At 59.0% G+C, this 13,125-nt stretch carries 12 protein-coding genes; 3 read left to right on the forward strand and 9 right to left on the reverse strand.

Annotation, left to right across the window (positions count from 1 at the left end; all coding sequences use genetic code 11):
• Positions 1-4: 4 nt before the first annotated feature.
• Positions 5-3,565 (reverse strand): DNA polymerase III subunit alpha, encoded by a 3,561-nt coding sequence (gene dnaE, locus OLW90_RS07420; RefSeq protein ID WP_319649458.1) that lies wholly within the window; start codon positions 3,563-3,565, stop codon positions 5-7.
• Between the two features lie 107 nt (positions 3,566-3,672).
• Between dnaE and rarD the strand changes: the two genes are divergently transcribed.
• Positions 3,673-4,551, forward strand: a complete 879-nt coding sequence (rarD, locus tag OLW90_RS07425; RefSeq protein ID WP_319649459.1) for an EamA family transporter RarD — start codon at positions 3,673-3,675, stop codon at positions 4,549-4,551.
• Here the strand turns inward: rarD and OLW90_RS07430 are convergent.
• From OLW90_RS07430 to lspA, 3 genes are read right to left on the reverse strand one after another with little or no spacing between them, the layout of a single operon-like run.
• Complete coding sequence (locus OLW90_RS07430; protein WP_319649460.1) at positions 4,520-5,098, reverse strand: hypothetical protein; 579 nt, start codon at positions 5,096-5,098, stop codon at positions 4,520-4,522. The two genes, rarD and OLW90_RS07430, sit on opposite strands and share 32 nt — an antisense overlap.
• Positions 5,095-6,021: an RluA family pseudouridine synthase gene (locus OLW90_RS07435; RefSeq protein ID WP_319649461.1), complete on the reverse strand. Its 927-nt coding sequence runs from the start codon at positions 6,019-6,021 to the stop codon at positions 5,095-5,097. Before OLW90_RS07435 ends, OLW90_RS07430 begins: the two co-directional genes overlap by 4 nt.
• Positions 6,021-6,533: a signal peptidase II gene (gene lspA, locus OLW90_RS07440; RefSeq protein ID WP_319649462.1), complete on the reverse strand. Its 513-nt coding sequence runs from the start codon at positions 6,531-6,533 to the stop codon at positions 6,021-6,023. Before lspA ends, OLW90_RS07435 begins: the two co-directional genes overlap by 1 nt.
• Positions 6,534-6,610: 77 nt before the next feature.
• Here lspA and OLW90_RS07445 point away from each other — a divergent pair, with 77 nt between their 5' ends.
• On the forward strand, positions 6,611-7,762 hold the full coding sequence (locus OLW90_RS07445) for a hypothetical protein (RefSeq protein WP_319649463.1): 1,152 nt from the start codon (positions 6,611-6,613) through the stop codon (positions 7,760-7,762).
• Between the two features lie 998 nt (positions 7,763-8,760).
• On the opposite strand, the gene OLW90_RS07450 is transcribed toward OLW90_RS07445, so the two are convergent.
• From OLW90_RS07450 to OLW90_RS07470, 5 genes are all read right to left on the reverse strand, one after another.
• On the reverse strand, positions 8,761-9,522 hold the full coding sequence (locus tag OLW90_RS07450; protein WP_319649464.1) for a hypothetical protein: 762 nt from the start codon (positions 9,520-9,522) through the stop codon (positions 8,761-8,763).
• 15 nt (positions 9,523-9,537) lie between these two features.
• Positions 9,538-9,843, reverse strand: coding sequence for a TNT domain-containing protein (locus OLW90_RS07455; protein WP_319649465.1), 306 nt, complete (start codon positions 9,841-9,843; stop codon positions 9,538-9,540).
• A 142-nt stretch (positions 9,844-9,985) separates the two neighbouring features.
• The gene (locus tag OLW90_RS07460; protein ID WP_319649466.1) at positions 9,986-10,699 is read right to left on the reverse strand and encodes a hypothetical protein; all 714 of its coding nucleotides are present in this window, start codon (positions 10,697-10,699) and stop codon (positions 9,986-9,988) included.
• A 2-nt stretch (positions 10,700-10,701) separates the two neighbouring features.
• Positions 10,702-11,112 carry a TNT domain-containing protein gene (locus OLW90_RS07465; protein WP_319649467.1) on the reverse strand — a complete coding sequence of 137 codons (411 nt, stop codon included), beginning with the start codon at positions 11,110-11,112 and terminating at the stop codon, positions 10,702-10,704.
• A complete protein-coding gene (locus OLW90_RS07470) occupies positions 11,028-12,809 on the reverse strand; it encodes a hypothetical protein (protein ID WP_319649468.1) in 1,782 nt (593 codons plus the stop codon). The genes OLW90_RS07465 and OLW90_RS07470 overlap by 85 nt, the downstream gene beginning before the upstream one ends.
• Positions 12,810-12,884: 75 nt before the next feature.
• On the opposite strand from OLW90_RS07470, the gene OLW90_RS07475 reads away from it, so the two are divergent.
• Positions 12,885-13,112, forward strand: a complete 228-nt coding sequence (locus OLW90_RS07475; protein ID WP_319649469.1) for a hypothetical protein — start codon at positions 12,885-12,887, stop codon at positions 13,110-13,112.
• Positions 13,113-13,125: the final 13 nt, after the last annotated feature.

Below are 13,125 nucleotides of genomic sequence, written 5' to 3' on the forward strand. Positions count from 1 at the left end.
GATTTTAACCCAGGATTCCAGTACCCATCGTGGCCTTGAGATCACCCATCAGGGAGGCGGAACGATCCACCCGCAGGTGCTCACCCAGGATCATGAGGGTGGATTCCTCCCCATTGACCAGTTTGAGGTACACGTCCGATTCTCCCCTGTTGGCCACCAGCACGTCCTTGAGCTTCTTGATGTTGATGGGGGTGCATTGATCGGTGCGCATGGTCAGGCGCAGCGGCACGCCGCTGCCGTTGCCCGCGCCGAGTTCCGGCACCTTGAGGTCATCGCAGAACAGGCTGGTGCGCTCGTCGCGGATGGACACGTGCGCCTTGGCCAGAATGATGTTGTCCTCCACGATCTGCGAACTCACCAGGGCGTAGACCTTGTTAAATACCAGCAGGTCCGTCTGCGCGCCGTTGTGATCCTCCACCGTGACGATGGCCCAGGGGGAGCCGTCCTTTTTGGAAAAACGCCGATCCACCCCGGAGATGATGCCGCCGATGGTCACCTCCTGGCCGTGGCGCAGTTCCCCGCCCAGAATGGTGGTGATCGCGGTGTCCGTCTGCGCGGCCAGGGCCTCCTCGAAGCCGTCCAGGGGGTGCCCGGAGACGTATAGGCCCAGCATTTCCCGCTCCAGGGCCAGTTTGTGCTTGCGGTCCCATTCCGCGTCCGGCACCTCGATGGCAAAGACGTTATCCATCGCCTCGTCCTGGCCGCCCAGCCCGGCAAAGAGATCAAACTGGCCCTTGTCTGCGGCCTTCTTGGTGGCCGTCACGGCGTCCACCGCGTCCTCGTGGATCAGGGTCAGGCCCTTGCGCGGCAGGCCCAGGGAGTCAAAGGCCCCGGCGCGGATCAGCGATTCCGTGATGCGCTTATTGCAGGGCAAAAGCTCGATCTTTTCTAGGTAATCGCCAAAGTCCTTGTACGCGCCCTTGGCCTCGCGGGTGCGCACGATGGAATCCACCACGTCCTTGCCCACGTTGCGGATCGCGCCCAGGCCAAAGCGAATGTCCTCGCCCACGGCCATGAAGTCATTGTGGGACTCGTTCACGTCCGGGGAGAGCACCCTAATGCCCAGGTGACGGCAGTCCGCCAGGTAAATGGCGGATTTATCCTTTTTATCCGCCACGGAGGAAAGCAGGGCCGCCATGTATTCCGGGGCAAAGTGGGCCTTGAGGTAGGCCGTCCAGAAGGACACCAGCCCGTAGCCTGCGGCGTGGGACTTGTTAAACGCATAGGAGGCAAAGGGCTCGATGGTGCCCCAGAGCGCGTCCACGGCGGCCTTGGAGTAACCGTTCTCCTTCATGCCTCCGGCGAACTTCTCGTACTGTTTGGCCAGCACCTCGGGCTTCTTTTTACCCATCGCCTTGCGGAAGTTATCGGCCTCACCGGCGGTGTAATTGGCCACCTTCTGGGAGATACGCATGATCTGCTCCTGGTACACGATCAAGCCATACGTCTCATCCAGGATCTCGCGCAGCGGCTCCTCCAATTCCGGGTGAATGGGGGTGATGGGCTTGCGGCCGTTCTTGCGATCCGCGTAGTCCCAGTGGGCGTTCACGCCCATCGGGCCGGGGCGGTACAGGGCCAGGGAGGCCACGATGTCCTTGAATCCGGTGGGCTGCATACGCTTGAGCAGTTCCTGCATGCCGCCGCTATCGAGCTGGAACACGCCCAGGGTATCGCCCCGGCTGAGCAGTTTGTACACCTCCTCGTCCTCAGTCTCCAGGGTTTCCAGCAGCACCTCTTCCCCGCGATTGGCCTTGATGTTCTCGATGGCGTCACCGATCACTGTGAGGTTGCGCAGGCCCAGGAAGTCCATCTTCAGCAGGCCGATGGCCTCGCAGGCAGGATAGTCCCAGCCGGTGATCAGGGCGCCATCGGCCGCGCGCTTCCACATGGGAATGTGATCCAGCAGCGGCACGGAGGCCATGATCACCGCGCAGGCGTGCACGCCCGCCTGGCGCACCACGCCCTCCAGCCCGCGCGCGGTCTCGTAGATCTGCTTGACATCCGGGTCGGATTCGATGAGCGAGCGCACCTCCCCGGCCTCGGCATAGCGCTCGTGCTCGGGGTCAGTGATCCCGGCCAGGGGAATGTCCTTGGCCATGATCGCCGGCGGCAGGGCCTTGGTGATGCGATCCGCGATCTGGTAGCCGGGCTGGCCAAACTGCACGCGGGCGGAGTCCTTGATGGCCTGCTTGGTTTTCACCGTGCCAAAGGTGATCACCTGGGCGATCTTGTCCTCGCCCCAGCGGTCCGAGGCGTAGCGGATCATCTCGCCACGGCGGCGATCGTCAAAGTCAATATCAATATCGGGGGCAGAGGGGCGCTCCGGATTGAGGAATCGCTCAAAGAGGAGGTCGTGCTCGATGGGGTCGATATTGGTGATCGTCAGGGCGTAGGCCACCAGGGCACCGGCGGCCGAGCCACGGCCCGGCCCCACGCGGATCCCCACGGAGCGGGCGTGCTTGATCAGTTCCGCCACGATGAGGAAGTACGAGGGGTAGCCCTTCATGTCGATCACGCTGATCTCGTACTTGGCGCGCTCGATGTATTCCTGCGGCACCTCCTGGTTGGGGAAGCGCTCTTGCAGGCCCGCCATCACCTCGTGGGTGAGCCAGGAGGTGGGCGTCTCCCCCTCCGGCACGTCCGCGATCGGCATGCGATCGTGCGGGTGATCCTCCCAGAGTTCGCCGTAGTCCCCCACGCGCTCCGCGATCCACAGGGTGTTATCGCAGCCATCGGGCACCATCTCATCCCAGATCTCGCGCATCTGGGCGGCGGACTTGATGTAATAGCCATCGCCGCCGAACTTGAAGCGATCCGGGTCGTGGAGGGTCTTGCCCGTTTGCACGCACAGCATGGCCTCGTGCGGCTGGGACTGGGATTGCAGCACGTAGTGGCAGTCATTGGTCACCAGGGGCGGCAGGCCGAGCTTGCGGCCGATCTCCAGGAGTTCGGAGCGCACCCTGGTCTCAATGTCCAGGCCGTGATCCATGAGTTCCAGGAAGTAATTGTCCTTGCCATAGATGTCCTGCCACATCGCGGCGGCCTCCAGGGCCTTATCAAATTGCCCCAGGCGCAGGCGGGTTTGCACGTCCCCCGAGGGGCAGCCGGTGGTGGCGATGATGCCGTCGGCGTGCTCCGCGATGAGGTCGGCATCCATGCGCGGCCACTTGCCCAGTTGGCCCTCGTAGGAAGCCATCGAGGAGAGGTAGAAGAGGTTGCGCAGGCCGGTGGCGTTTTCCGCCAGCATGGTCTGGTGCAGGTACGCGCCGGAGGCGGAGACGTCATCGGACTTCTGGTGGGGCTCGCCCCAGCGCACGCGGTTCTTATTGAAGCGCGATTCCGGGGCCATGTACGCCTCGATGCCGATGATCGGCTTGATCCCGGCCTCCACCATCTTGCGATAAAAGGCGTTGGAGCCAAACATGTTGCCGTGATCGGTGATCCCCACCGCCGGCATTCCCTGGCGGGACACCTCCTCGGCCAGCATGTCCACCTTGGCCATTCCGTCGAGCATGGAGTATTCCGTGTGGTTATGCAGGTGCACAAAGGAGGAGTTCTTGGCCATGCCGCTCAGTCTATCCGCTAGGGCAAATCCCCCTCCTCCCGCAGGCACGGGGCAGGTTTAAGGCTTCCCGACGCGCCCCCGCCCCACCCAGGGACTACAGTAACCGCATGATCTACGGTGTCCTGGCGTATCTGTTGTGGGGGCTGTTCCCCGCGTTCTTCCCCCTCCTGGAACCGGCCGGCGCGGTGGAGATCCTGGCCCACCGGATCATCTGGGCGGCCGCGCTCATGGCCCTGGTACTCGGTGTTACCAGGGGCTGGGGCGAGTTGCGCGGCGCCGGGCGCACCACCTGGCTGCGCATGGGGGCGGCGGGGCTGCTCATTGCCGCCAACTGGCTGATTTACATCGTGGCGGTCAATTCCGGGCACGTGGCAGACGCCGCCCTGGGGTACTTCATCAACCCCCTGGTGAGCGTACTCCTGGGCGTGTTCATTCTGGGCGAGCGGCTGCGCCGCCTCCAACTCATCGCAGTGCTGCTGGCCGGGGTGGCGGTGCTGTGGCTGACCTTCGTGGGCGGCCAGCCCCCGGTGCTGGCGCTGGGCCTGGCCCTGACCTTTGGGTTCTATGGGCTGCTGAAAAAGCAGATTCCCGTCTCCGGGGCGGCGGGCCTAGCCGCCGAGACCTTAGTGCTGGCTCCCCTGGCGCTGGGGTACCTGGGGTGGTTGGAGGCCACCGGCCGGGGCACCGCGCTAAGCAACGGCCCCGGTCACCTGGCGCTCCTGGTGCTCTCCGGGGTGATCACGGTGATTCCGCTGCTGCTCTTTGCGCGCGCCACCAAGGTGATCACGCTTTCCACCATCGGCATGTTGCAGTACCTCACCCCCACCATGCAGATGCTCTGGGCGTTGTTTGTGGTAAACGAGCACGTCTCCCCGCAACGCTGGGTGGGCTTTGTGCTCATCTGGGTGGCGGTAGCGGTGTTTCTCACCGACGCCACCCGCACCCGCCGCGCCGCTACTCCCCGCCGTGGTCCATCGGCAGGGTAAACGTGATGCCAAAGAAGCCCCACACGGCGTCGGCAGGCAGCACGTCCACTGCGGTGAGAGATTCCTCGTGTTCCGCCGCCCACTCCCGCAGCGCGTCCCCGGTATCGCGCACCACCACCGCGCTCAGGCGCGGCTCGGCGTTCCTGTGCTCGGCCAGGGTGCGCTCCATGCCCAGGTTTAAGACCTCGGCGCGGGTGGCCCCAGCCACCGGCTCCGGCAGCGGGGCGATGTGGGCCGCGTCCACCACCTCCGCGCTCACCCGGGCCAGGGGTTCTACCAGGTCACCGGCCTGCTCGGGGTCGAGCCAATCGCGGAACACCACCAGAGCATAACTGGGTTCTTCCGCTGAGGCCGCCTTGAGGCTGGCCGCCGCGCGGGCCTGATAATCCGCGTAGGATTCCTCCTCCTCTATTCCCACGGAGTCCCCGTTCAACGGCGGGGCAGCCTCCCCGCGCGATTGCGCCCAGGAGCCCAGGAGGAGCACGCCGCCTAAAAAGAGCACGAGCACCAGGGAGGGCAGCAGCGTGCGCGCCACCCGGGCGCTCATGCGCGCACCCTTTCCAGGGCGGCTTCCAGGTCAGCCGGGTACGGGGCCTCGATCTCCATCCAGCGCCCGTCGGCGGGGTGATGAAAGCCCAGGCGCACTGCGTGCAGCCACTGGCGGATCAGCCCCAGGCGGCGGGCCAGATCCGGGTCCGAGCCGTACATCGGATCGCCGCAGCAGGGGTGATGAATGGCGGACATGTGCACGCGGATCTGGTGGGTGCGCCCGGTTTCCAGGTGTACTTCCAGCAGCGTGGCCTCGGGGAATGCCTCGATAGTCTCGTAGTGCGTCACCGCCGGTTTGCCGTCCGTGGTCACCGCAAAGCGCCAACCGGAGGAGGGGTGGCGGCCGATGGGGGCGTCGATAGTCCCGGTGAAGGGATCGGGGTGGCCCTGCACCAGCGCGTGATAGGTCTTGGTTACCGTGCGCTCCTTAAAGGCGCGCTTGAGCACGGAATAGCCCCGCTCGGAGGCCGCCACCACCATCACCCCGGAGGTACCCACGTCCAGGCGCTGCACGATGCCCTGCCGCTCGGGCGGGCCGGAGGTGGAGATGCGGAATCCCGCCCCGGCCAGGCCACCCACCACGGTGGGGCCGTCCCAGCCCACCGTGGGGTGCGCGGCCACCCCCACCGGCTTGTGCACGGCGATCACATCGGAGTCGTAATACAGAATGTCCATGCCCTCCACGTGCTCGGGCGTGGGCTCCGCCGAGGTCGCGGGCTCCGGCAGGGTCACCGTCAGCAGGCTGCCCGCGTGCAGCCGCGCGGACTTCCCCACCGCCGCGCCATCCACGAGCACGTCCCCCGCCTCCGCGAGGTCGGCCGCCGCGCTGCGGGAGAGGCCAAGGAGTTTGGATAAGGCGGCGTCGATACGCATACCCACCAGCCCCTCGGGGACGGGGAGGCTACGAACTTCCCTGGACATCAGCCCACCTCCTTGGCGCGTCGCTCCTCCGAGAGCATACCGATGATAAAGATCACCACACCGACGCTAATACAGGCATCCGCGATATTAAATACCGCAAAGCCCCCCACGGAGATGTAATCCACCACGTGCCCAAGGAAAAACTGCGGCTCCCGGAAAAGACGATCAATGAGGTTGCCCAGGGCACCGCCGCCCACCAGCGCCAGGCCCAGGGCCGTCCAGCGATCCCGCACCCTGGGTGCCGCCACCGCCACGCCGATGAGAAAGGCGATCTGGAAGCAGGTGAACAACCACGTGGAGTTCTGGCCCATCGAAAAAGCCGCCCCGGGATTAAAAAGCAGCAGGAACCGGAACCAATCCCCGATCACCGGCTGCGGCACCCCCGGCTCCAGCCAGGCCAGCATGATCGCCTTGACCACCTGATCCACCGCCCCCACCAGGACCACCGTGGCGGCCATAAACACCACAAAGGGCCGTTTCTTCTCCGTTGCGCGCTGCGTCACGGCCTCCATTGTTCCCCATCGCCACCGCCGGGCACCACTGGGCACCACTGGACCCCGCCCGGGAGCCAAAAGGTAAGTTAGACACCGTGCGTGTACTTGGCTTCCCCTCCCCCACCCGCCCGCGTATCGACGCCCCCCGCTACCGCCGCGCCCTGCTGAGCGCCGCGCTCGGCGCGACCCTGGTGCTCAGCGCCTGCTCCACCGAGGACACCCCGGAGAACGTGGAAGCACCCGTGGCCCTCCAGGTCGATCCCGCCCGCGTGCTGCTGCACAACCCCGGCACGGCCCCGCACCGCACCCTCGAATACGCCGCCGAGCGCCCCGAACAGCAGGTCAGCGTGGCCGTTACCTCCGGCTTCGAGCAGCAGGTGATGCGTGCCGACGCCGTGCAGGTCCAGGCCCCCGAGGCCGCCCAGGACGCTCCCCTCATGCAGGACGCGGAAACCCTCACCCTGCCGCTGCAAGCGGTGGGCAGCGCGGCTTCTTCTGACTCTCGTGACGCCGCTGGCGATGGTGGTGACGCTGGCAGTGGCGCTGGCGAGGGAGCCACGCGGCGCGTGGACACCACCCTGGGCAAGCCCACCTCCTTTGATCCCTCGGCCAACGCCGCCCTGGAAAGCACCCAGGGCTTCACCCTCGGCTGGCAGGGCGACGCCAACGGGCGAATAAGCACCGTGGACCTCGCCGCCCCCACCGAGGCCGATGACGATAACCGCGCGCTCATCGAAAAGGCCATGATGAAACTTCTCTCCCTCCCGGTGATCTTCCCCGACGAGCCCGTGGGCGTGGGGGCCGTGTGGAGCGTGGACTCACGCGTAACCGGGGAGGCCACCCTGCTCCAAACCACCACGTACACGCTCACCGCGCTCGACGGCGACGCCGTGGAACTGAACGTGAGTGTGCAGCAGCGGCCCGCGCAGGGGGCGCTGGTGATGTCCGGTGATGAGGGGACCCCTGAGACTGCGGGGGCTTTGGGGGACTCGGAGGCGGAAGGCTCTGCTGGCACCTCTGATAGCACTGATAGCGAGGCCGAGGGACAACCGGAAACCGCTGCGGGAGATCAAACGCTGGACGTGATGAACGCCAATACCAGCAGCACCGGCACCCTGCGGCTTAATCTCAACGAGGCCCTACCCCACGAGGGCACCGTGGCTTTGACCACCCGCGTGGTGTACGGGCAGCAGGAATCCGACGTGCGCGTGGTGCAGGATACCGCCACGCGGCTGAGGTTTTATTAGCGTTTTTCTTGCACCCGACGCTCCGGGCCTTGCCAAATTAACCGACAATGATCGGCTTTGCTGCCATATAGGATCGTTACGGGTATGGAAAATTTTGCTCGTTGGAAACTATGAGAGATGGCGTCAGCTATATTCATCGCATGGCCGATATCCCACATTGCATGGCCACACACCGGCGTGTTCTATAAATAATATCAAACAATTTCATCATCAGGAATCCCACTGGCTTATACTACCTCCTTCTCCTATTCCTTCCATCAATCAACTCCACGTGATCCCGGTAGTAAAATTTATATTCCTCCACAATCCATTCACAGCTCTCCAGATCCGCATACTTACACTCCTTGGAGAGTTCAGAAAGTTTAACCCATCGCGCCTGAGCAGATGCCGATCTCACATACCCCCTCCCCCTCCCCCTCAAAAACATCATGCACCTACCAATCCTATCCAACGGAACGATACATAACGACAATAAGCACAGGCGGATAAATTTAGGCTCGAACATTCTTCCCAGAGGGAAGTCCGCTCGCAGTAAACCGGACAAGAAAAATAACCAAATCCCCAAAGTAGAAACGAAAATGAAAAATAATGACTTCAGAAAATCGGTGGACGGATTAAAGACCGCGCGGAAAAATGCTACTACAGCACAGGGGGCTGGGTAAATTATCGCCAACCCACATATAGTCAATATCCAATCAGCCCTAAACCTGTATAGAAAATAAGCAGTAACGTAATTTAATAAAAATAACCCAGAGGAATATACCATAAAAAGAGCATGCATTCAATAATCCTCAAAGTCGCCGCACCTACACGGGACATTTTGATTACATGACGCAGTTTTTATATTTAGCGCAATATAATCTCATACTTAACAACGGCCAGAGAATGCTCTGCACAGTCCCTAGTCATAAAAAACTATTCACCAAGCCTCGCCCAGCAATGATATACCATGCATACAGCCCATCGCTGACATCAATCCTTCATAATTCATGAAGAAATTAAATCATACCCTCAATTTCACCGAGAGACTTCATAGCACCCACAGTAAAGAGCAAAGAAACATACTCCTCTATGTCTACATCAAATCCCCAAGAAAGATCAGCGCCACCCGGCCAGACATTCTTATACCAATCAGAAGGATTATCCGTAGAAAAGAACACGAAGCCCGGGCCAGGAGAAAGTTTTTCTGGGCTTCCCTGCACTAAAATTTCTCGATATTCCTCCCACCATTCATCACCCCGAGGAAACTCATGTGCGTGATGGTTAGGTGTACCATCGGTATTTACCTGCAAGTAACTAGCGTTCTTCACCATCTTATTCCCAAAGAAAGAGTGCCTGCCCAGGCTACTCCATAGCTCCGAATCAATAAAATGATCCAATACGCAGTTACGCATGACATATTTCCAGGCAAGATCAAACGAACTCGTTTGGTCTATTCCACCAGATCCCTCTTGGTTCCGATCGCACAAGGAAGTGACACACCACCCCGAGGGCAGTTGGTTCCGGCGACGAACGCCCAAGTACCGTCCGCCTAACTCCAGTGGAGAATCTGTGCCATACATGAGGTAGTTATCCCCCAACCACAAACCTCGTGCTACTTTTTCACCAAAGTATTCCTCAACCTTTTCCTCGTAGCGCTGAACTCCCCGTACCGCCAAAGCCCAGTCCTCATTATCCAGAGGAGATATAGGAAGATCCCAAGGACGAAGATCGCTATTTGCGTTAGCAATCTTATGCGAACCATACTCCATTACCTGCATGACTATTCCTTCCTTTTACTCTACTTCCCGTAGGATTCCATGAGCAATGAGTTCCTCTACAGACAAGAACTCCACTCCCACCGGCTCGCTATTACGATAAAGCACTTTTTCAAACAGGTATTGCGTTCCGCCACCAGGTTGCTCAAACGCGGGCGCAATCTCTCCATACCGTACCTGCACCCCCTCTGGAAGAGGGACTTCCGTTCGCTCAAACTTCGCATAGTACTTCACCTCGATCCACGGGGGAAGCGAACGCATAGGGAACGAATCTGTAGCATTCCATAGGTAGTTTCCTTTTTTACTACCAAGTCTATCAATCATCAGAGCTCCTTAAAGAATATTTACCCTATGAGACACTAATTTCAAATTACCACTAGAGCATATCTAAATAATTTACACCCCTCATTGAAAGTGATTGCTGGAAAATTATTTTTAGGTTTTAGATATATGGAAAATATTGACACTAAGTCGTGGCAGTCTTGAACAATAACTCAATGTACTCCACAATATCAATACCCAAACCCCAGGAAAGGTCTGTAGCTAATTCATTTGCCGCATGATACCATTCCGAAGGATCATCTCGTCGATAAAAAATAAATCCAGGGCCGGGGAAAAGAAAATGCTGACCTAGCGATTCCCTTGACTCCCGAAGCAAATCGTTCCACAAAAAACCATCCTTTTCGGGATCTCCATCCTCAATATCACCATACTTCGATATACGGAAAGTTTCTACATAGTCAGGAATCCTCCTTCTGAAAACCGTATGCCGTGACTCCAATCGCCATCTATCCCAAAACGTGTCATAGGCGCAAGAACGCATAACATCTTTCCATACTACATTGAAAGAACTCCGTTGCCAGCCGGTAGTTTCGTCTCCGCGATCTGAAAGGGATGCTCGTATCCATCCGGAAGGTATCGCCCGGCTATGTCGCGCGCCCGAATATCCTTCACCGTTTTCTAAGAGTCCTTGAGTTCCATATGCTAGGTATTCATCACCCAACCATAACCCTTTACTCTCTTCTTTTCCAAAATAGCGCCACATGCATTTCTCATATGCTTCGACACCTCGAATAGCCGTATCCCAGTCAGAATCAGATAGAGGGGAAATCTTCAATGCATATTTTCCACCACTGTTCTGCTCGGCAAAATCCAGACTGGCATAATCCATAACAATCATAATCAAATCACCTTCCTAAACACTCCAAGTTCCATTAATTCCTTTAAGCTAACCAGCGTCACTTTTGGAACACCATTTTCCATGTCGATAATCCTTTCAAATAGGTACTGCGTTCCACCTCCTGGTTGTTCAAAAGCTGGAGCAATCTCACCAAAGCGTACCCGTATGTTGTCAGGCAAGGGTTTATCAGTTCTGATAACCTTCGTGTACTGCTCAAAGGGCCTGTCCGGGTGCATGGACCTCATTGGGAACGAGTCTCCGGCATCACCCAAGAATTTTCCTTCCAAGTTCCCAATCCTATCAAGAACCGTCCCCTCAGGAATATCGTTTACCAGAGTCGTGATCGGATTCCCCTCAGAGTCAAGGACAAATCCATTCTTTGGAGGCCACTTAGGATTATCGCCTGGCCCCATTTCTCAACAAATTCTGGGTGTGTGAGATCCCCATACGGGCGATACTGATCAGGGAAGAACTCTTCATTCCGAATGGCAGGAAGAACAGTATCAGCGTTCTGACCCTCCGCACGATACCATGCGGGAGTGGGATCAACTTTAGCCACCTCTTTCGGCATTGGAACCTGCTGCGGAGGAACAACGCGCGGAGATACCGGCCTCGGATTGACAATCTGTGACGTTTTAGGTGTATCGGCTACAGGTTTTATCGGTTTTTGCTCTTGAACACGCGGAGTGCTCTGCGAAGGCTTCGGTGTCGCCTTAGGTTGCGGAACCGGCTGAGCCGGTTTCTTAGGCTTGATACCCCTGCCAACCTTATCTATCCCTTTTAGCCCAATGAGGTTTGTCGCCGTGAGTGCAACCGCCTCTGGGTATTCTTTGTTCTTCCACTCATCGTAAGCAATTGCCTCTTTACCGACAGTTTTCCACGCCTCTTTAGGTGATACTTCATCACTAGCACCAACCAGAGCCCCTGGCCCATCGCGCCATGATTCCTTTACTCCAGGGCCACCATCTTTCCCAAGACCTACTAAAGGAGCGCTTGCAGCAATCCCGTCACCCACCGACTCATAAACAGCCTTTGTTCCACGGTGAATTATTCGTTCACCCTTGGCTAGACCTCTTTTTACTCTACTATCAGAGTTCTCTCGCTTTTCAATACTCTTATCGCTATCCTCAAATTTATCACGACCCCAGTCATTAATTCTTTTCGCTCCACTGCGGATCTTATCCTTGGTTCCCTTACGGAACCCCTTGCCCTCCTCCTTACCCTTAGCAACCGAGGCTTTATTTACCTTCTGATTCGGGGTAGTGTTATTACTCTTTCCACTGCGCTCCTGCGCATATGGGTCAGGCTGAGGCCCACCCACTGCCGTGATCTTCCGGCGCGGAGCCTTAGGAGGCAAGGGTTTGCCCACCTTACTGTAGTCCGGCGGCAATGGATCCTTCCCAGGACGCACATGTTTTCCAGTACCATCATTTTCCCTTGGAACATCAACTATCTTTGGGAAATCACGGTAATAATTAGGATTGACAGTTCCGTCCGGATTATGCATACGCACTGGCTTGAACTGTCCTTCAGGAACTGCCGATGCCTTATTCGGGTCGGCTGGCGGAGAGTTCAGTAGGTTCCTGCCACTCACCAACGGATCTTCCGTAGGTTGCTGCGGTGGGTGCCCAACCGCAGTGATCTTCCGTCGCGGGCTCCCCGGAGGTAGCGTTTTCACCTCGGGCTGCTTCACCGGCTGCTGCGGCTTCGGGCTGGGCTTAGCACTCGTGCTTGGTTTAGGCGCACTCGTCGTCTTTGGCGCGCTCGGTTTAGGAGCAGTAGACGTGGGCTTTCCACTCCCCTTTTGGGAGGAGGGTGGCTGACCAATCCCCTTAATCTTCTGTCGTGGTGGCTTCTGGCTTCCCTTTGTGCTCTTGCTCTTATAGGGGCTTGCTGTGGCTTTCTTCTTCCTATCCGGATCCGCCACCACCGGCAACGCGGTGGTGCGCTGAGGATCTACTACCTGGACAAGTCGGTTGTCCTCACCCACCTCATACCAGGTGGGCACCTTGCGGCCGGAAACATCGTAAGCCCAGGGTGCCTGGACGTGTTCCACCACGTTTCCCTGAGCGTCCAGAATATCCACGGAACCATCGGCGTTCTTATTCATACGCCCGCCCGGAGGCACGTCCATCTCAAATACGTGCTCACGCGGTGAGTCCGGCCCCTCTAGGAGCACCAGCGATTGTTTGCGTCCACCACCCCAGTCAATATCGGCACGATGGGAACCGTCGCGGCGTCGTACCCGCCTAGCCATGACGGCCGCCGCGCCCGCAACGGCACCGGCGGTACCCAGGAGCCCTTCTCCGGGTACGCCAGCAGCGGGCCGGTTTACCTGCTCAGATGGTTCTTCCCTATTCTCCGCGTTCTCCGCGCGCGGTGCCACAGGGGTTTCGCTGGGCTGGGTTTCTGATTCCCCACCCTCG

Origin of the sequence: Corynebacterium sp. 21KM1197 (assembly GCF_033783015.1) — a bacterium.
Classification (GTDB): domain Bacteria; phylum Actinomycetota; class Actinomycetes; order Mycobacteriales; family Mycobacteriaceae; genus Corynebacterium.